Genomic DNA, 18,610 nt, shown 5'->3' with positions numbered 1-18,610 from the left:
CGCAGCCTCAGTACATGCGCATGCCGTGGCCGGGATGGCCCTCGGCCGCGGCCGCCCTGGCCACGCGCAAGTGGTTGACCAGGTCCCTGACGCCGAAGACCTCGTCGGCGATATCCTCGATGCGGTACTTCTGGTGGCGGTCCGGCACGCTGCCCTCCAGCGTCACCACGCCCTGCTCGACCCGCACCTCGACCTCGTTCAGGTCCAGCCGGCCACTGCGCGTGAGCTGCTCGCACAGGTCTTCCAGGATGCGCTCGTCGCTGCGCCGGTAGTTGCGCGGCCCGACCGGCCGCCAGGGCTCCGGTCCGCCGCGGTAGAGGTCCATGCGCTCGTTGTAGCCGGTGAACTGGCGGTAGGGATCGGCCCGGCCGCGGGCTTGCGCGGCCGGGGCATCCTGCGGCCGCCATTCCCCGGTAGCACGGCCAGCAGCGCGGCCGCCCCCGAATTCGCGCGGGTCGACCGGCTGGTCATAGTCGTACACGCCATAGGCGCCCACGTAGTGGCTGCGCATATCGGCCTCGGGCACGGCGCTTTCGTGCCACGGCGGGCCGCGCCAGTTGTCTCTGCGATCCATCGTTGCCTCCGTTGTTGCCTCTTGCTTGCCTTGACACGTTGCGCTACTTCAGCCGCGGCGGCACCAGGCCGTGGTCCGCGGTGCGCAGCTGGCCATGGCGCAGCTGCGCGACCGCGCAAGCGAGCGCGCGCGCCACGTTGTCGACTTCGCCCTGCACGCTGGTGTCGTGGTCCAGCGCGACATGGCTGGTGGCATAGGGCTCGTAGTAGCCGATATACCGGTCCAGCCGCGCCTGCGCGCCGGCATCGATCAGTCCCATCCAGTCCAGCCAGTCCGACAGCGCGCGGCGCACGCCTTCGATGCCGGCGACATCGCCATGCACGACCAGCCCGTAGGCGCGCCCGGCCAGGTGCTTGGGATAGTCCCAGCCCGTCAGCTCGATCGCCTTGGCCCGCGTTACGTCCTTGCCGTGCGTGGTGGTGGGATCCGGGTTGCCGCCATCGGCGCAGACCAGCCGGTCCATCATCAGCTTGAGCGGGCTGCTGGCCTGGTACCAGTACACCGGCGTGACGATCAGCACGCCGTGGCACGCGGCCCAGCGCGGGTAGATCTCGTTCATCCAGTCATTGACCTGCCCCAGCGCATGGTTGGGATAGCAGCTGCACGGCCAGTGGCACAGCGGCATCGCGGTCGATACGCAGCCCTTGCATGGGTGGATATGCAGCTGCGCGTCGGAAGTCAGGTGGCTCAGGTCGAGCAGGTCGACCTCGATGCCCTGCGCTTCCAGCTGGTCGCGCGCGCGCCCGGCCAGGCGCCAGGACTTCGACATTTCGCCCGGGCAGGTGTAGTCGTTGCGCGAGGCCGCGCACACCAGCAGCACGCGCGAACGCGTGGAGGGATCGGCCTGGCGCTGCTGCGCCACGCGCACCGCCTCGCTGGCCGCGCGCCATTCGTCGGAGAGGTCGTAGTCCGGGTCGGCATAGCCCGCGCCGGCCTTGTGCGTGAGCGGCGCCTTGCGGCTTTGCGCATAGGCATCCCAGGCAATGCGCTCGAGGCGTTCCAGCGCTTCGTCCTCCTGCCGGTAGGCCGGGTCCATGAAGCGCGCCAGGAAGCGCTGGCGAAAGACTTCGCGCGGCAGCGGACTGGTGACCTGGCCCTTGCGCACATCCTCGGGGTTGCCGGCGTGGCGCGGCGTGCGCGGCGCATCGTGCGCGGGACGTTCGGGCGGCTTGGGGTGCATGGGCGGCTGCTCGGGCATGGCGTTCTCCGTGATGGTCTCCGTGATGGTCTCCGCAGTGGTCTCCGTAGTGCTCTCCGTACGGGTCGTTGCGCACCGGACATGCAAGATGGGCGCCACCGCCGCGCAAGGTGTGCGCCGCGCGCGTCGCGCAGCTTTTACAGGCGCGGTCCGCCGCTGCATGTACATTTTTCCCCGCATTTGCAGCCGCCGCTGCCGCCAGCGGGCGCGCGCTATCCCTGCTGCGCCGCGCGTGCGCCATGCACTGGCTGGCACGGAACCTGCCGCCCTGCGGGGAAATCGACTGCGCGACTGCGGATACGCAATGGAAAGCAAGCGAGTGATTGCGATGAGCCACAGCGGCGCCGGCGGCAGCAACAACGTCGGCATCGCGCGCTATCTGCTGCGCCACGGGCTGCACGTGGTCACGGCGGAATCCTGCACCGCCGGCCTGATCGCCTCGCGCATCGCCGAGGTGCCGGGCTGCGGCGACGTGTTGCGCTGCGCGATCGTGGCCTACTCGCCGGCCGCCAAGGAACAGCTGCTGCACGTCCAGGCCGAGACCATCCGGCGCCATGGCCTGACCAGCGAGGCAGTGTCGCTGGCGATGGCGCGCGGCGCCATGCAGCTGACCGGCGCGGACCTGGCGATCGCCAACACCGGCGTGGCCGATGGCGGCGGCGACGGCGATATCCCCGCCGGCACGCAGTGCTTTGCCTGGGTATTCCGCCGCCACGGCCATGCCGCGCACGACGTGGTGTCGCACGCGGAGGGCATCGCAGCCTTTACCGAGACACGCCGCTTTGCCGGTGCGCGCAACGCCGTGCGCGAAGCCGCCGCCGACTGGGCGCTGGCACGCATCTGCCATTACCACGAACTGGCGCGCAGCGGAGAAGGCCGCGAGCCGCGCACGTGAATCGCCGGCGTGCCGAAACGGCATGCCGGCAATCCCGAGGGCCCTGGGCCCGACCGACGTAGTCTTGCAATGGAGACCATCATGAAACGCACTCTCGCTACCACGGCACTGGTCGTCGGCACCGCGCTCTGCCTGCCGGCGGCCTTTGCTCAACAGGCACCGGCGTCGCCGAACGTGCCGAACCCCAGCGTGCCACCGATCGAAGGTTCGCCTCCGGCCTCGCGCAACCAGCCGGCCGCTACCGACATGGGCTCCGCTTCCGCCCCCGGCGCCAGGGACACCATGAAGAAATCCAAATCCAAGTCGGACAAGGCCACCAACACCGCGCGCAGCAAGAAGCCGCGCGAGCAAGGCGCGCCCGCCGCACCGACCGCCGACGCGCCAAGCGGCCCCAAGGGCGATTCGCCGGATCCGGCGTCGAAGCAGTAAGCGCCTGGCTGATCCCGGTCACGCGGCGCGCCGTGCGCCGGCTGCCCGGCTGCAGCGCCCGCCACCGGATGGTTGCTGGCGTCCGCGGGCGCGGCGGCAGCCTAGCCGCCGCCGCGCATGGCCCGCGTCGCCTGCGCCAGCAGGGCCTCGCGTTCACGCCGGCGCCAGCGCACGCAGCGCCATAGCTCCTCCAGATACGGGAGCCCCGCCAGCAGCACCACCGCCACCAGCAGGCCGGCCAGATACGCCGGCGGCAGCGGCTCGGCCTTCAGCGCCAGTGCCATCCGCGCCGGCTCGGTGCCGCGCCCGAACAGGGCCAGGAACTGGTCCCAGTGCAGCACCACCACATACGACGCCGCGGCCAGCGGCAGTACTTCCAGCAGGCTGTGCATATGCTGCTCGACCGGTGCGATATGGCGGCGCCTGCTGGCGTAGTGCACATCCCACCAGGCGGTGATCTCGTGGACCACCAGCGCCGCCAGCACCACCGCGATCAGCAGCGCGTTGACCTCGAGGAACAGCACCAGCAGCAGCGGCAGGCCCACTTCGGCCAGCATCAGCATGTGAAGCAAGGATTCGTGGACGCCGGCGTTGCGTTCGATCTGCGTGGCCCGGTGGCACAGCCAGTCGCCCACGCCCGCCAGCAGCCACAGCGGCACCAGCCCGTACATCAACACCAGCCGGGCGGCATGTTCGAAGGCAGGGAGGTCGGTCGGCATGATGATGTGGCGCGACGCACGCGTGCTACGGCCGCTCTTGCGGCGCGCGGTACTGCTGCCGCAGCACCCGGAACAGCTCGTGGTTCAACCGCACGCCGCGATACTGGCGGCGCACCACGGCGCGCAGGCGCGAGCCCAGCACATGCGCGCGCAGCGCCCGCGCATAGCGCCGCTGCACCGCATGCTCGCGCTTGCTGATGGCCTGCACGATGGATCGGTCGGAACTGTGCTTGCCGATGCCCTGGGCCGCGGGGGCCGGCAACGCCTGCGGCACCTCGCCCAGGTCGAGCAGGCACGCCTGCAGTTCATGCGCGGCCCGCGCGAACGCGTTGGCGCGGCTGGTCAGCACGGACTTGAGATGGGGGTTGGCGGCCGCGGTGGCAGCGCGGCGGCAACCCAGCTCGCCCTCGCGCGAGGCCGCGATCAGCGCGTTGAGCAACAGGATTTTTTTCTTCGCCATGGCACACCTGCCCTGGTCCGCGGGCGGACCGTGAAGTCACCGTTCGGAGCCGGCGCCTGCCGGCGGTTGCGCGTTGGCGCCGGGCATGCGGCGCATGCCGGACTGGTCCAAGGATAGCGGCTGGCCCCGCGCAGCGCCAGCTGCGGCAAAAGCGTGCTGCGACGCCGCCCGCCACGCCTTGCGCGCTTCGCGCATGCCGCGCAGGTTCATCGCGATCAGCGCCAGCTGCAGCACGATCAGCGCATGGGCGTCGCCGTGCCAGCCCCACGCAATCCACAGCACGTTGCTGGCCAGGAACACCCAGAAGCCGGCGCGCCGCCGCGTGATCGAACGCGAGCCGACCAGCCAGGTCGCCAGCACCGTCACCACCATTGCCGGCCATTGCGCCGCCTCCAGCCACTGATCCATGGGTCCCCTTTGATGGCTTGCTGCCGTGCCGGCGATGGCACGCATGGGCTCACAGGGGCAAGAACCATACCGGCGAATGCACCGGCCGGCAGTGCGCGCGCGGCCTTGCGCGATATTTCCATCAGCACGGCGGCCACCAGTACTTTTTACAAGCCGTTGCCGGATCGGCACATGCGCCGCCGCGCCGCACGCCTTGCGGTGCCTGCGAGAACCGGCGCGTCGCCGCACGGGGGCGCGCTGGCACGCACTTCGCATGGCTGAGCCATCCCGGCGGCTGGCCGCAAGGCGCCGCTCCGGGATTTTTGTTGCTCCGCCGGAGCGATTCACCGGGAGGACATGTGCGGATCTGCCAGATCGACCTGACCGGAACGCCCGAAGCCGATCAGCATGCGCTGCAGCGCGTGGCGGCACTGGGGTTCGACCACGTATTGATCGGCGGCTGGCCGCACCTGCCCGAGGACGACACGCTCGCCGCGTGCGCCCGGCATGGACTGGCCCCTCTGCTCGATATTTCACTCGACCGCTATATGGCGGACGGCGCGGCCGGCACCGACGACCTGCCCGATGCCGCCTGGATCGACACCGCGGCGCCGGCCTTCGCGCCGCATGAAACCGACAACCACATCCCCGGCACGCGCCTGCGCTGGCATGACCGGCAGATCGCCGAGGCGCTGGTGCAATGGTGGGCGGCGCGGCTGCGCATGGCCTGGGCCGCGGGCGCGGCCGGCTTCTGCTGCCGCGCGCCGGCACGCGTGCCCGGTGAGTCCTGGGCCGAGCTGCTGGCAACCCTGCGCGGCGATGCGGTGCCGGAAACGGCGCGCGGCACGCCGCGCTTTCTCGCCTGGACCCCGGGGCTGACGCCGGCACAGCTGGACGAGCTGGCGCCCGCCGGCTTCGACGGCGCCTTCTGCTCGCTGCCGTGGTGGGACTACCGCAGCGCCTGGCTGACCGAGGAAATGGCACGGCTGCGCCGCCTCGGCCGGGTGCTGGCGGCGCCGGCGCTGGCGCCGGCGCGCCATGACGCGCTCAGCGCGCGGCGCGCGCTGTGGACCGCCGCGGCGATCGGCGACGGCATCCTGGTGCCGGCCGGCTTCGAGACCGGCGGCACGCAGGCGCGCGATCCGCTGGCGCCGGACGGCCACGCGCACGACGGCGTGCCCTACGACATCACCCACGAAGTGCTCGAGGCCAACACCTGGCTGGCCGCGCGCGACCCCGCGCCGGCGCTGGCGGTGCGCCTGCTGAGCGGCCCTGACGCGCCGCTGACCGTGCTGGCGCGCCTGCCCGCCCCCGACGGCCATGGCAACGGCCACGATGCCGCGCCGCAGCGCGAGGATCCCGCCGTGCCCGACGCCGGCATCGCGCTGGCGGTGGTGCTCAACCCCGATCCGATGGAGCCGGCCAGCCTCGGCGCCGACCGCGTGCTCAGTGCCATGCCGCATGCCAGCGCCCGCCTCGAACCCGCAGCGGGCGGCCCGGGCGGCACCCTCGACGGCACCAGCCGACTCGACGCGCTGTCCAGCATCACGCTGGCGCCTGCCGATATCCGCCTCTATGAAGTGCCGCCGGTGCCGCTGAGCCGGCCCGGCATGCCGCGGCCCGATGCGAGCGCGCCGCACGGCCACGAAACCCTGGCGGTCACCGGCCTGGGCAGCGTGGTGGCCGCCATGGAGGCGCCGCGCATCGCCATCGAACGGGTCGAGCCCGCCTGCGATGCCGGCCGCTTCGCCGTGCGGCGCGTGGTGGGCGAGCGCGTCGCCGTCAGCGCCGATATCTGGATGGATGGCCACGACAAGCTGGCCGCGGCGGTGCTGTGGCGCGCGCCGGGCGAAAGCGAATGGCGCGAAACGCCGATGCAGCCCGGCATCAACGACCGCTGGGAAGGCAGCTTCCCGCTGGTGGCGCTGGGCCGGCATGAATTCACGGTCGAGGCCTGGCGCGACCCCTACGCCAGCTGGCTCGACGAGATTGGCAAGAAGCGCGCGGCGGGACTCAACGTCGCGCTCGAGATCGAGGAAGGCGCGCGGCTGGTGGCCGATGCGCTGCTGCGGCCCGGCGGTAATGAAAAAACGGCCAACGGCAAAGCGCGCAACGGCAGGAAGTCCGGCAAGAAGGATAGCCAGCAGACCGCAACCGACAGCGAACTGTCCGCCATCGTCGACGAGCTGACCGCCGCCGCCGGCGATGACGAACGGCGCCTGCAGCTGCTGCTGTCCGAGCGCACCGCCGCGGCCATGCAGGCCATGATGCAGACCCCGGCCGGACGCCCGTTCGCGTCGCGCCATCCGGTGGCGATGCCGGTCGAGGCCGACCGGCTGGCCGCGCGCTTCGCCAGCTGGTATGAGCTGTTTCCGCGCTCGCAGAGCAACGACGCGCAGCGCCATGGCACCTTCGACGACGTCATCGCGCGCCTGCCCGCGATCCGCGCGATGGGCTTCGACGTGCTGTACTTCCCGCCGATCCACCCGATCGGCCGCACCCATCGCAAGGGCCGCAACAACAGCCTGCGCAGCGAGCCGGGCGACCCCGGCAGCCCCTACGCCATCGGCAGCGCCGAAGGCGGCCACGATGCGCTGCATCCCGAGCTGGGCACCTTCGAGGACTTCAGCCGGCTGATCGACGCCGCCGCGGCCAACGGCCTGGAGCTGGCGCTGGACTTCGCGATCCAGTGCTCGCCCGACCATCCGTGGCTGCGGGACCATCCGGAATGGTTCGCGCACCGGCCCGACGGCTCGCTGCGCTACGCCGAGAACCCGCCGAAGAAGTACGAGGACATCGTCAATGTCGACTTCTACGCCGCGGCGCCTGCCGGTGCCGCGCTGTGGCAGGCGCTGCGCGACGTGGTGATGTTCTGGGCCGACCACGGCATCCGCATCTTCCGCGTCGACAACCCGCACACCAAGCCGCTGCCGTTCTGGGAATGGATGATCGCCGACGTGCGCGCGCGCCACCCCGACACCATCTTCCTGGCCGAGGCGTTTACCCGGCCCAAGATGATGGCGCGGCTGGCCAAGCTGGGTTTCAGCCAGTCGTACACGTACTTCACCTGGCGCAACACCAAGTGGGAGCTGACCGAGTACCTGACCGAACTGACCCAGAGCCCGCTGCGCGAATTCTTCCGGCCGCACTTCTTCGTCAACACGCCCGACATCAACCCCTACTTCCTGCATCACGGCGGGCGCCCCGCGTTCCTGATCCGCGCGGCGCTGGCGACGCTGCTGTCCGGGCTGTGGGGCATGTACAGCGGCTTCGAGCTGTGCGAGAGCGCGCCCTTCGTGCTCGACGGCAAGGTGCGCGAGGAATACCTGGACTCCGAGAAATACCAGCTGCGCGTGCGCGACTGGCAGCAGCCCGGCAATATCGTCGCCGAGATCTCGCGCCTCAACGAGATCCGTGCCGGCCACCCGGCGCTGCAGAACCACCTCGGGCTGCGCTTCTACCATGCCGGCAGCGACGCGGTGCTGTGGTTCGCGCGCTTCGTGCCGGGCACCGACTACCTGTTCGGTGACGACGTGCTGCTGGTGGCGATCAACCTCGACCCGCGCACCGCGCACGATGCCGATATCGAAATCCCGCTGTGGGAATGGGGCCTGCCCGACCAGGCCGGCCTGGCGGTGCAGGAGCTGATGCGCGGCCAGCGCTTCGAGCTGCGCGGCAAGCACCAGCGCATCCGGCTCGACCCGGCGCAGCTGCCGTTCGCGGTCTGGCACGTGCAGCCGCTGGAGCGTCCCGCGCCCCGCCCACCTGCTGCGCCGGTCTCCAGCGACCCGCACGGCGCCTGACAGGCATACGTGGAGACACGGATGAAACGCCTTACCGAAACCGCCAGCGCCGCGCTGCTCAACGCCGATCCGCTCTGGTACAAGGACGCGGTCATCTACCAGCTGCACATCAAGTCCTTTTTCGACGCCAATGGCGATGGCGTGGGCGACTTCGCCGGGCTGCTCGGCAAGCTCGACTATCTGGTCAACCTGGGCGTCGACACGGTATGGCTGCTGCCGTTCTATCCGTCGCCGCGCCGCGATGACGGCTACGACATCGCCGACTACCGCAACGTCCACCCCGACTACGGCACGCTCGCCGACGCGCGGCGCTTTATCGCCGCCGCGCACGCGCGCGGTCTGCGCGTGATCACCGAGCTGGTGATCAACCATACCTCCGACCAGCACCCGTGGTTCCAGCGCGCGCGCAAGGCCAAGCCCGGCTCGGCGGCGCGCCGCTACTACGTGTGGTCGGACCATGACCAGGCCTACGCCGGCACGCGCATCATCTTCTGCGATACCGAAAAGTCCAACTGGAGCTGGGATCCGGTGGCGGGCGCGTATTTCTGGCACCGCTTCTACTCGCACCAGCCGGACCTGAACTTCGACAATCCGCAGGTGCTCAACGAAGTGCTGTCGGTGATGCGCTTCTGGCTCGACATGGGCGTCGACGGCCTGCGCCTGGATGCGGTCCCCTACCTGGTCGAGCGAGAAGGCACCAGCAACGAGAACCTGCCCGAGACCCACGCCGTGATCCGCAGCATCCGCTCGCACCTGGACCAGCACTTCCCCGGCCGCATGCTGCTGGCCGAAGCCAATATGTGGCCGGAAGACGCGCAGCAGTACTTCGGCCTGACCGGGCCCGAGCCGGAGGGCGACGAATGCCACATGGCGTTCCACTTCCCGCTGATGCCGCGCATGTACATGGCCATCGCGCGCGAGGACCGCTTCCCGATCACCGACATCATGCGCCAGACGCCGGAGGTGCCGCCCAACTGCCAGTGGGCGATCTTCCTGCGCAACCATGACGAGCTGACGCTGGAGATGGTGACCAGCAGCGAACGCGACTACCTGTGGGAGGTCTACGCCACCGACCGGCGCGCGCGCATCAACCTGGGCATCCGCCGCCGCCTGGCGCCGCTGATGGAACGCGACCGCCGCCGCATCGAGCTGATGAACAGCCTGCTGTTCTCGATGCCGGGCACGCCGGTGATCTACTACGGCGACGAGATCGGCATGGGCGACAACATCCATCTGGGCGACCGTGACGGCGTGCGCACGCCGATGCAGTGGTCGCCCGACCGCAACGGCGGCTTCTCGCATGCCGATCCCGAGCGCCTGGTGCTGCCGCCGCTGCAGGGCCCGCTGTACGGCTACGAGGCGGTCAATGTCGAGGCCCAGGCGCGCGACCCGCATTCGCTGCTGAACTGGATGCGGCGCATGCTGGCGCTGCGGCGCAAGCACCGCGCCTTCGGCCGCGGCACGCTGCGCTTCCTGTTTCCCGGCAACCGCAAGATCCTGGCGTACCTGCGCGAGTTCGAAGGCGAGCACATCCTGTGCGTCGCCAACCTGTCGCGCGCGCCGCAGGCGGTGGAGCTCGACCTGTCGGCGTTCAACGGCCGCGTGCCGGTGGAGATGATGGGCGCGACGCCGTTCCCGGCGATCGGCACGCTGACCTACCTGCTGACGCTGCCGCCCTATGGCTTCTACTGGTTCGTACTCAGCGACGAGGCGCAGCCGCCGTCGTGGCACGTGGAGGCGCCCGAACAAATGCCCGACCAGATCACCCTTGTGATGCAGAACACGGGCCGGCCCGAGCTGACCGAAGCCTCGCGCCGGCTGATGGCCAGCGAGGTGCTGCCGCACTACATCGGCCGGCGCCGCTGGTTCGGCGCCAAGCACGAGCGCATCGAGCGCGTCGCGCTGGCCTACCTGTTGCCGTTTGCGCGCGGCAGCGGCGGCGAGGACATCTACCTGGGCGAGGTCGAGGTGGGCCTGCCCGGGCGCACCGAGCGCTACCAGCTGCCGGTGGGCATCCTGTGGGACCGCGAAAGCGCCGACGGCGTCTCGCAGCTGGCGCACGGGCTGTCGATGGCGCGCGTGCGCCAGGGCAGCCGCGTCGGGCTCGCCACCGACGGCTTCGTGGTCGAGCCGTTCGCGCGCGAGGTGGTGCGCGCGCTGCGCAACGGCCTGCAGATGCACGCCGGGCACGACCTGATCCAGTTCCGCGCCGAGCCCGGGCTGGCCGCGCTGGAACTGGAGCGCGACCCGATCGAGTACATGTCGGCCGAGCAGTCCAACAGCTCGCTGTCGTACAACAACACCGCCGTGCTCAAGCTGGTGCGCCGGCTGTCGGGCGGCATCCACCCCGAAGCCGAGATGACGCGCTACCTGACCGCGCAGGGCTATGCCCACGCCGCGGCGTTGCTGGGCGAGGTGGTGCGCACCGGCCCGGACGGCGTGCCGCATACCATGATGCTGCTGCAGGGCTATATCCTGAACCAGGGCAACGGCTGGGACTGGACGCTGGATTACCTGGGCCGCGCCATCGACGATGCGCTGCCGTCGCAGGACAGCGAGGACGAGTTCGCCGAGGCCTTGAACGGCTACGCCGCGCTGGCCGGCACGCTGGGGCGCCGGCTGGCCGAGCTGCACGCGGTGCTGGCGCGCCCCACCGACGACGACGCGTTCACGCCGCTGCCGGCCAGCGACGACGATGCGCGCGCCTGGGCCGAGCAAGCGATGGAGGCGCTGCAGCGCGCGCTGAGCCGCCTGCAGGCGCGGCCCGCGGCAGAGGCCGCAACCCCGGCCTTCGAGGACGATGTGCAAACCCTGATGGCGGCGCGCGATGCGCTGCCCGGGCTGGTCGACAAGCTCGCCGCCGCGGCGCCCGGCAGCCTGCAGACCCGCATCCACGGCGACTTCCACCTGGGCCAGGTGCTGATCGCGCAGAACGACACCTACCTGGTCGACTTCGAAGGCGAGCCCGGCCTGCCGCTGGACTGGCGCCGGCGCAAGACCTCGCCGCTGCGCGACGTGGCGGGGCTGCTGCGCTCGCTCGACTATGCCGCGGCCACGGTCGGCACCGACCGCCGCGAACGCACCCACAGCGAGCTGCCGCCGCAGCTGGCCGAACGCCGCGCGGTGCTGCTGGAGCGCTTCCGCACCACCGCCAACGAGGCCTTCCTGAACTGCTACCGCCAGCACATGGAGGCCGCGCCCGTGCCGTGGGTGGCGCCCGACCAGCTGCAGCCGCTGCTCGACCTGTTCCTGCTGGAGCGCGCGGCGTATGAAGTCGAATACGAAGCCGCCAACCGGGTCGCGTGGATCGACCTGCCGGCCAGCGGGCTGGCGCGCCTGCTGCGCAAGCTGGCGCCGCAGGGAGAGCAGCCATGAGCCCCCCCGCCAGCACCGGCAGCACCGGTGCCACCCCGCGCGCTGGCAAGCAGGCGGCACTGCTGCCCGGCCATGAACTCGACGCCCTGCTGGGCGGCCGCCATCCCGATCCGTTCGGCGTGCTCGGACCGCATCCGGATGGCGACGCCACGCTGGTGCGCGCCTGCCTGCCCGGGGCCGCGTCGGTGCAGCTGGCCGATGCCGGCGGCGCGCCGCTGGCGGAGATGGAGCGGCTGCATGGCGGCGGCGTGTTCGCCGCGCGCTTGCCACGCGGGACCGGCAACGGCGCGGCGGCCTACCGGCTGCGCGTGCAATGGTCCGACGGCACCGAACAGTGCAGCGCCGACCCCTACGCCTTCGGCCTGCTGCTGGGCGAGCTGGACCTGCACCTTATCGCCGAGGGCCGGCACTTCGAGCTGGGCGCGTGCCTGGGCGCGCAATGCCAGCGCGTGGACGGCATCGACGGCGTGCGCTTCGCGGTGTGGGCGCCGAACGCGCGGCGGGTCTCGGTGATCGGCGACTTCAACGGCTGGCACCCGGCGCGGCATCCGATGCGGCTGCGCCATCCCAGCGGGATCTGGGAGCTGTTCGTCCCTGCCGCGCTGGGCGCGCAGCCAGGCAGCCGCTACAAGTACGACCTGCTCGACCCGCACGGCACCGAGCTGCCCGACAAGGCCGACCCGCTGGCGCTGGCCGCGGAGCCGCCGCCCGCCACCGCCTCGGTCGTGACCGGTCCCGGCCAGGGCGCGCCGCCGTTCACCTGGCACGATGACGACTGGATGGCCCGCCGCCAGCAGCGCGACCCGTACCGCACGCCGATGTCGGTGTATGAAGTCCACGTGCTGTCGTGGCTGCGCGCGACCAACGACACGCAGCACGGCTGGAATATTCTGGCCGAGCGGCTGGTGCCCTACGTGCAGGAACTCGGCTTCACCCATATCGAGCTGCTGCCCATCACCGAGCACCCGTTCGGCGGCTCGTGGGGCTACCAGCCGCTGTCGCTGTACGCGCCCACCGCGCGGCTGGGACCGCCGCAGGCCTTTGCCGCCTTTATCGACCGCTGCCACCAGGCCGGTATCGGCGTGATCCTGGACTGGGTGCCGGCGCACTTCCCCACCGATCCGCACGGGCTGGCGCAGTTCGACGGCACCGCGCTGTACGAGCACCAGGACCCGCGCGAAGGCTTCCACCAGGACTGGAACACGCTGATCTACAACCTTGGCCGCAACGAAGTGCGCGGCTTCCTGCTGGCCGGCGCGCTGCACTGGCTCGAACACTTCCACGCCGACGGCCTGCGCGTCGACGCGGTCGCTTCGATGCTCTACCGCGACTACAGCCGCGAGCCCGGCCAGTGGGTGCCGAACCGTTTCGGCGGCCGCGAGAACCTCGAAGCGGTGGACTTCCTGCGCGAACTCAACGCGGTGGTCCATCAACGCTGCCCGGGCGCGCTGACCATCGCCGAAGAGTCGACCGCGTGGCCCGGCGTGACCGCCAGCGTGGCCAGCGGCGGGCTCGGCTTCGACTTCAAGTGGAACATGGGCTGGATGCACGACACCCTGAAGTATCTTGGCCACGAGCCGGTCCACCGCGCCTGGCACCACCAGAACATGACCTTCGGCCTGGTCTACGCGTGGTCGGAGGCCTTCGTGCTGCCGCTGTCGCACGACGAGGTGGTGCACGGCAAGGGCTCGATGATCGGCAAGGTGCCGGGCGACGACTGGCAGCGCTTTGCCGGCCTGCGCGCCTATTACGGCTTTATGTGGGCGCATCCCGGCAAGAAGCTGCTGTTCATGGGCGGTGAGCTGGCGCAGTGGCACGAATGGAACCACGACGCCGAGCTCGACTGGCCGCTGCTGGACCAGCCCATGCACCGCGGCATGCACACGCTGGTGCGCGACCTGAACCGGCTCTACCGCGAGCTGCCCGCGCTGCATGCGCTCGACCACAGTCCCGAAGGCTTCCAGTGGGTAGTCGGCGACGACAACCACAACAGCGTGTTCGCGTGGCTGCGCCGCGCGGGGGCCGACAGCCGCGAGGTGGTGCTGGCGGTGGCCAACATGACGCCGGTGCCGCGCCACGGCTACCGTGTCGGCGTCCCGTTTGCCGGCACGTGGCGGGAATGCCTGAATACCGATGCCGCGGTCTATGGCGGCAGCAATGTCGGCAACGGCGGCGCCGTGACGGCCATCGACGTGCCTTCGCACGGGCAGCCGGCTTCGCTGGCACTGACGCTGCCGCCGCTGGCCACGCTGGTGCTGCGCTTCGACCAGGCTGACGGCAGCGAAGGCGCCGCGACATGACGCGCCAGTTCGCTGACCGGCTGCTGCCCGGCAAGCCGTTTCCGCTAGGCGCCCACTGGGACGGGCTGGGGGTCAATTTCGCGGTGTTCTCGGCGCACGCGTCGCGCATCGACCTGTGCCTGTTCTCCGACAACGGCCGCAAGGAACTGGCGCGGCTGCCGCTGCCGGAATGCACCGACGAGATCTGGCACGGCTACCTGCCCAACGCGGCGCTGGGCACGCTGTACGGCTATCGCGCCCACGGCCCTTACGATCCCGGCCACGGACACCGTTTCAACCCGCACAAGCTGCTGCTGGACCCGTATGCGCGCCAGCTGAGCGGCCCGGTGCGCTGGTCCGACGCGCTGTTCGGCTACCGTCTGCAAAGCGCGCGCGCCGACCTGACGCCGGACCGCCGCGACAGCGCGCCGACCATGCCCAAGGCGGTGGTGGTGGACGAAAGCTTCCACTGGGGCGACGATCGGCCGCCGGCCGTGCCCTGGCCCGCCACCGTGATCTACGAGGCCCACCTGCGCGGCCTGTCGATGTTGCGCGACGACCTGCTGCCCAACCTGCGCGGCAGCTTCGCCGCGCTGTGCGACCCGCGCTTTATCGACCACCTGGTGCAGCTGGGCGTGACCACCATCGAGCTGCTGCCGGTGCATGCCATCCTGCAGGACCGCTTCCTGCTGGAGCGCGGACTGCGCAATTACTGGGGCTACAACACGCTGTCGTACTTCGCCCCCGAGCCGGCCTACCTCGGCACCGGGCAGTTGCAGGAATGCAAGGTGGCCATGCGGCGCCTGCATGCCGCCGGCATCGAAGTGATCCTGGACGTGGTCTACAACCACACCTGCGAAGGCAACGAGCTGGGGCCGACGGTGTCCTGGCGCGGACTCGACAACGCCAGCTACTACCGGCTGATGCCCGGCGACGAGCGCCACTACATCAACGACACCGGCTGCGGCAACACGCTCAACCTGTCGCACCCGCGCGTGCTGCAGATGGTGCTGGATTCGCTGCGCTACTGGGTGCATTGCTACCACGTCGACGGCTTCCGCTTCGACCTGGGCAGCACGCTGGGACGCGAAGGCAACGGCTTCGATGCGGGCTCGGGCTTCTTCGACGCGCTGATGCAGGACCCGGTGCTGAGCCGCGTCAAGCTGATCTCCGAGCCCTGGGACCTGGGCCCGGGCGGCTACCAGCTGGGCAACCATCCGCCCGGCTTTGCCGAGTGGAACGACAAGTTCCGCGACGTCAGCCGCCGCTTCTGGCGCGGCGACGCCGGGCACCGCGGCGAGATGGCGGCACGGCTGGCGGCCTCGGCCGACCTGTTCGACCGCCGCCACCGGCGCCCGTGGGCCAGCATCAACTTCATCACCGCGCACGACGGCTTCACCCTGGCCGACCTGGTCAGCTACAGCGCCAAGCACAACGAGGCCAACGGCGAAGACAACCGCGACGGCACCGACGACAACGCCAGCACCAACTGGAGCCCGGACGGCAGCGTCGAAGGTCCCACCGACGACCCCGACATCCTGCAGCGCCGCGGCCGCGTGGCGCAGGCGCTGATGGCCACGCTGCTGCTGGCGCAAGGCACGCCGATGCTGACCGCCGGCGACGAATGGGGCCGCAGCCAGGCCGGCAACAACAACGCCTACTGCCAGGACAACGAGCTGTCGTGGCTGGACTGGTCGCAGGCCAAGGCGCCCGGCGCGCAGCCGATGCAGCAGATGGTGCGCCGGCTGCTGGCGCTGCGGCGCAGGCTCCATGCGCTCAGCGGCGACCGCTTTGCCCACGGGCGCGAAGAACCCGCGCCGGGCATTGCCGACATCGCCTGGTTCGATACCGATGGCAAGCCCCCGACGCCGGAGGAATGGGCCGATCCGGAGATCCGCACGCTGGCGCTGCGGCGCGCGGCCGCGCCGCCGCAGCCGGAACGCCCGACGCTGGGCTCGCTGGCGCGGGACGCGCCGGGGGATGCGCCGGGGGTTGCGCACGCCGTGCAGGTGACCCTGCTGCTGCTCAACGCCGGCGACAGCGATGCCACCTTCCAGCTGCCCGAGCCGGCGCTGCCGTGGACCCTGCTGTTCGACAGCAGCCGGCCCGAGGCCGGCGACGCCGAGCTGGCCGGGACACAGGTAGGCGAATCCCAGCCGGTTGCCGCCCATTCGCTGGTGCTGCTGGCCGCGCAGGCGCCCACGCCGCAGGAGGACCACGCATGAGCCGCGCGGGCACGCCCTCGCCGCTGCAGGCGCTGGCGCTGCGCGCCGGCCTGCAGCCGCACTGGACCGATGCCTGGGACCAGCCGCGCGAGGTCGGCGACGCGGCCCTGCGGCGCGTGCTGGAAGGACTGGGCCTGCCGTGCGGCAGCCCCGGCCAGTGCGCCGCCTCGCACGCATGGCTGGCCGCCGACGATGCGGCGCATGCGCTGCCGCCGCTGCTGACCGCGGAGCGCGGCCAGCCGGTCGCGGTGCCGTGGCCGCATACCGTGCCGCGGCGGGCCTACCGGGTGACGCTTGAGGACGGCGCGATCATCGCGGGCACCGCGGTGCGCGGCGCAGGTGCCGACGCCGCGCTGATGCAATTGCCCGCGATCGACGTCTGCGGCTACCACCGGCTAGACCTCGGCAATGCCCAGGCCACGCTGGCGGTGGCGCCGCGGCGCTGCTACGGCGTCGCCGACGCGCTGCGCCATGCCGGCCGCGACCAGAATGGCGAAGGCGCGCGCACGCCGCCGTGGGGCCTGGCGGTGCAGCTCTACAGCCTGCGCCGCGGCGCACCCTGCGGCATGGGCGACCTGACCGCGCTGGCCGAAGCCTGCACCAGCGCCGCGCGCGCCGGCGCCGACGCCATCGCCATTAACCCGCTGCACGCGCCCTTCGCCGCGCTGCCCGAGCGCTACAGCCCGTATGCGCCGTCCAGCCGGCTGTTCCTGAACCCGCTCTATGCCGACCCTGCCGCGGTGTTCGGCCAGGCCGCGGTCGACGCCGCCATCGCGGGCCTGGGCGCGGCCGACACGCTGCAGGCGCTCGACGCCCGCGGCGAGATCGACTGGACCGCGCTGGCGCCGCTGCGCTACGCCATCCTGCGCTGGCTGTGGCAGCGCCGCGAGACGCTGCTGCCACGCGCGGCGCTGGACGACTTTGCCGCCTTTCGCGCGCGCGGCGGCACGGCGCTGCATGCACATGCCTGCTATGAGGCAATCCAGGCCCAACGGCTCGGCGACAGCGCCAACGGCAACAACCAGCAGGCCGCGCCGGACTGGCGCTGCTGGCCGGTCACGCTGCGCTCCCCGGCCGATGCCGCGGTGGCCGCCTTCGCGCAGGCTCACGCCGACGACGTGGCCTTCCACGCCTTCCTGCAATGGCTGGCCGACCACGGCCTGGCGCGCGCGCAGCGCGCCGCTCGGGACGCCGGCATGGCCATCGGCATCATCCGCGACCTTGCGGTCGGCGCCGACCCGGGCGGCAGCCAGGCCTGGACGCGCCAGCCCGAAACCCTGGCCGGCTTCCATGCCGGCGCGCCGCCCGACCTGTACAACCCGCTCGGGCAGGACTGGGGGGTGGCGGTGTTCTCGCCGCGGGGGCTGCGCCGGCACGGCTATGCGGCGTTCCTGGAGATGGTGCGCGCCAACCTGTCGCACGCCGGCGGACTGCGCATCGACCACGTGCTGGGCCTGGCGCGCATGTGGCTGGTGCCGGCCGGCGCGCCCGCCAGCGACGGCGCTTACCTGCGCTATCCGCTGCAGGATTTGCTGCGGCTGGTGGCGCTGGAGTCGTGGCGGCATCGCGCCATCATCATCGGCGAGAACCTCGGCACGGTGCCGCCGGAGCTGAATGCGGCGTTGTCGGCGCGCGGCGTGCTGGGCATCGACGTGCTTTGGTTCCAGCGCGCACAGGACAAGGCATCCGAAGATGCCGGCGCCCCGGGCGGCCATCAGGCCGAGGCAGCCGCTTTCCTGCCTCCGCAAGACTGGCCCGCGGATGCCGTCGCCACCACCACCACGCACGACCTGCCCACCGTCGCCGGCTGGTGGGCGGGCCAGGACCTGGCGTGGCGCGACCGGCTGCAGTTGCTGGCGCCCGGCGAAACCCTGGCGCAGGCCCAGGCCGGCCGCGCGCGCGAGCGCGTGGCGCTGTGGCAGGCGCTGTGCGAGGCCGGGCTGTGCAGTGGCGCCGTGCCCGGCCCGCAACATGCGCCGCTGGACGCGGTGCTGGCCTGGCTGGGCACCGCACGCACCGCGCTGCGGCTGCTGCCGGTGGAAGACCTGCTGGGCCTGGCCGAGCAGCCCAACCTGCCGGGTACCACCAGCGGCCATCCTAACTGGCAGCGCCGGCTCGAACCCGAGGTGCGTGCGTGGTTCGGCACCCCGGCGCTGCGCGCGCGCGCCGGCGCCTGGCGTGGCATCCGCCCCGGCGCACGCCATCCGCCGGCGCAGCGATGAGGGCTACAAGCCCCACCGCATCCACCAATGTGCTGTGCCCGAAA

The 18,610-nt window shown here is 71.4% G+C and carries 12 protein-coding genes; 7 read left to right on the top strand and 5 right to left on the bottom strand.

What is annotated here, in order from left to right; genetic code table 11:
* Window positions 1–7: 7 nt before the first annotated feature.
* Together A2G96_RS25615 and A2G96_RS25610 are read right to left on the bottom strand one after the other, a co-directional pair.
* Window positions 8–574, bottom strand: coding sequence for a BON domain-containing protein (locus A2G96_RS25615; RefSeq protein ID WP_062802999.1), 567 nt, complete (start codon window positions 572–574; stop codon window positions 8–10).
* Window positions 575–617: 43 nt separating this feature from the next.
* On the bottom strand, window positions 618–1,772 hold the full coding sequence (locus tag A2G96_RS25610) for a flavodoxin family protein (protein ID WP_231909745.1): 1,155 nt from the start codon (window positions 1,770–1,772) through the stop codon (window positions 618–620).
* Window positions 1,773–2,100: 328 nt separating this feature from the next.
* On the opposite strand from A2G96_RS25610, the gene A2G96_RS25605 reads away from it, so the two are divergent.
* Both A2G96_RS25605 and A2G96_RS25600 read left to right on the top strand, forming a co-directional pair.
* Window positions 2,101–2,667 (top strand): CinA family protein, encoded by a 567-nt coding sequence (locus A2G96_RS25605; RefSeq protein WP_062804136.1) that lies wholly within the window; start codon window positions 2,101–2,103, stop codon window positions 2,665–2,667.
* Window positions 2,668–2,748: 81 nt separating this feature from the next.
* Window positions 2,749–3,096 carry a hypothetical protein gene (locus A2G96_RS25600; protein WP_062802998.1) on the top strand — a complete coding sequence of 116 codons (348 nt, stop codon included), beginning with the start codon at window positions 2,749–2,751 and terminating at the stop codon, window positions 3,094–3,096.
* A 101-nt stretch (window positions 3,097–3,197) separates the two neighbouring features.
* On the opposite strand, the gene A2G96_RS25595 is transcribed toward A2G96_RS25600, so the two are convergent.
* From A2G96_RS25595 to A2G96_RS25585, 3 genes are read right to left on the bottom strand one after another with little or no spacing between them, the layout of a single operon-like run.
* The gene (locus A2G96_RS25595) at window positions 3,198–3,815 is read right to left on the bottom strand and encodes a hypothetical protein (RefSeq protein ID WP_062802997.1); all 618 of its coding nucleotides are present in this window, start codon (window positions 3,813–3,815) and stop codon (window positions 3,198–3,200) included.
* A gap of 25 nt (window positions 3,816–3,840) precedes the next feature.
* Window positions 3,841–4,275: a PA2169 family four-helix-bundle protein gene (locus tag A2G96_RS25590; RefSeq protein WP_062802996.1), complete on the bottom strand. Its 435-nt coding sequence runs from the start codon at window positions 4,273–4,275 to the stop codon at window positions 3,841–3,843.
* 36 nt (window positions 4,276–4,311) lie between these two features.
* Window positions 4,312–4,683 (bottom strand): hypothetical protein, encoded by a 372-nt coding sequence (locus A2G96_RS25585; RefSeq protein WP_062802995.1) that lies wholly within the window; start codon window positions 4,681–4,683, stop codon window positions 4,312–4,314.
* Between the two features lie 338 nt (window positions 4,684–5,021).
* Between A2G96_RS25585 and A2G96_RS25580 the strand changes: the two genes are divergently transcribed.
* The 5 genes from A2G96_RS25580 to malQ are packed head-to-tail and all read left to right on the top strand — an operon-like array spanning window position 5,022 to window position 18,566.
* Window positions 5,022–8,465 (top strand): alpha-1,4-glucan--maltose-1-phosphate maltosyltransferase, encoded by a 3,444-nt coding sequence (locus A2G96_RS25580; RefSeq protein ID WP_062802994.1) that lies wholly within the window; start codon window positions 5,022–5,024, stop codon window positions 8,463–8,465.
* A gap of 21 nt (window positions 8,466–8,486) precedes the next feature.
* Window positions 8,487–11,840, top strand: coding sequence for a maltose alpha-D-glucosyltransferase (gene treS, locus A2G96_RS25575; RefSeq protein WP_062802993.1), 3,354 nt, complete (start codon window positions 8,487–8,489; stop codon window positions 11,838–11,840).
* A complete protein-coding gene (glgB, locus tag A2G96_RS25570) occupies window positions 11,837–14,140 on the top strand; it encodes a 1,4-alpha-glucan branching protein GlgB (RefSeq protein WP_062802992.1) in 2,304 nt (767 codons plus the stop codon). Before treS ends, glgB begins: the two co-directional genes overlap by 4 nt.
* Complete coding sequence (gene glgX / locus A2G96_RS25565; RefSeq protein ID WP_062802991.1) at window positions 14,137–16,344, top strand: glycogen debranching protein GlgX; 2,208 nt, start codon at window positions 14,137–14,139, stop codon at window positions 16,342–16,344. The genes glgB and glgX overlap by 4 nt, the downstream gene beginning before the upstream one ends.
* Entirely contained in the window at window positions 16,341–18,566 is a 2,226-nt protein-coding gene (gene malQ / locus A2G96_RS25560) for a 4-alpha-glucanotransferase (protein WP_062802990.1), read from the top strand. The genes glgX and malQ overlap by 4 nt, the downstream gene beginning before the upstream one ends.
* The last annotated feature ends 44 nt before the right edge of the window (window positions 18,567–18,610 follow it).

Origin of the sequence: Cupriavidus nantongensis, from assembly GCF_001598055.1 — a bacterium.
Lineage (GTDB): Bacteria > Pseudomonadota > Gammaproteobacteria > Burkholderiales > Burkholderiaceae > Cupriavidus > Cupriavidus nantongensis.
The sequence above is the reverse complement of the archived record's forward strand: the minus strand, read 5'-3'. Positions and strand labels throughout refer to the sequence as shown.

Bases quoted from the DNA above. Each gene is read 5' to 3' on its own strand.
- glgB (WP_062802992.1), top strand. From the start codon at position 11,837: ATGAGCCCCCCCGCCAGCACCGGCAGCACCGGTGCCACCCCGCGCGCT.
- A2G96_RS25610 (WP_231909745.1), bottom strand. From the start codon at position 1,772: ATGCCCGAGCAGCCGCCCATGCACCCCAAGCCGCCCGAACGTCCCGCG.
- A2G96_RS25595 (WP_062802997.1), bottom strand. From the start codon at position 3,815: ATGCCGACCGACCTCCCTGCCTTCGAACATGCCGCCCGGCTGGTGTTG.
- glgX (WP_062802991.1), top strand. From the start codon at position 14,137: ATGACGCGCCAGTTCGCTGACCGGCTGCTGCCCGGCAAGCCGTTTCCG.
- A2G96_RS25585 (WP_062802995.1), bottom strand. From the start codon at position 4,683: ATGGATCAGTGGCTGGAGGCGGCGCAATGGCCGGCAATGGTGGTGACG.
- A2G96_RS25615 (WP_062802999.1), bottom strand. From the start codon at position 574: ATGGATCGCAGAGACAACTGGCGCGGCCCGCCGTGGCACGAAAGCGCC.
- A2G96_RS25590 (WP_062802996.1), bottom strand. From the start codon at position 4,275: ATGGCGAAGAAAAAAATCCTGTTGCTCAACGCGCTGATCGCGGCCTCG.
- A2G96_RS25605 (WP_062804136.1), top strand. From the start codon at position 2,101: ATGAGCCACAGCGGCGCCGGCGGCAGCAACAACGTCGGCATCGCGCGC.
- treS (WP_062802993.1), top strand. From the start codon at position 8,487: ATGAAACGCCTTACCGAAACCGCCAGCGCCGCGCTGCTCAACGCCGAT.
- malQ (WP_062802990.1), top strand. From the start codon at position 16,341: ATGAGCCGCGCGGGCACGCCCTCGCCGCTGCAGGCGCTGGCGCTGCGC.
- A2G96_RS25600 (WP_062802998.1), top strand. From the start codon at position 2,749: ATGAAACGCACTCTCGCTACCACGGCACTGGTCGTCGGCACCGCGCTC.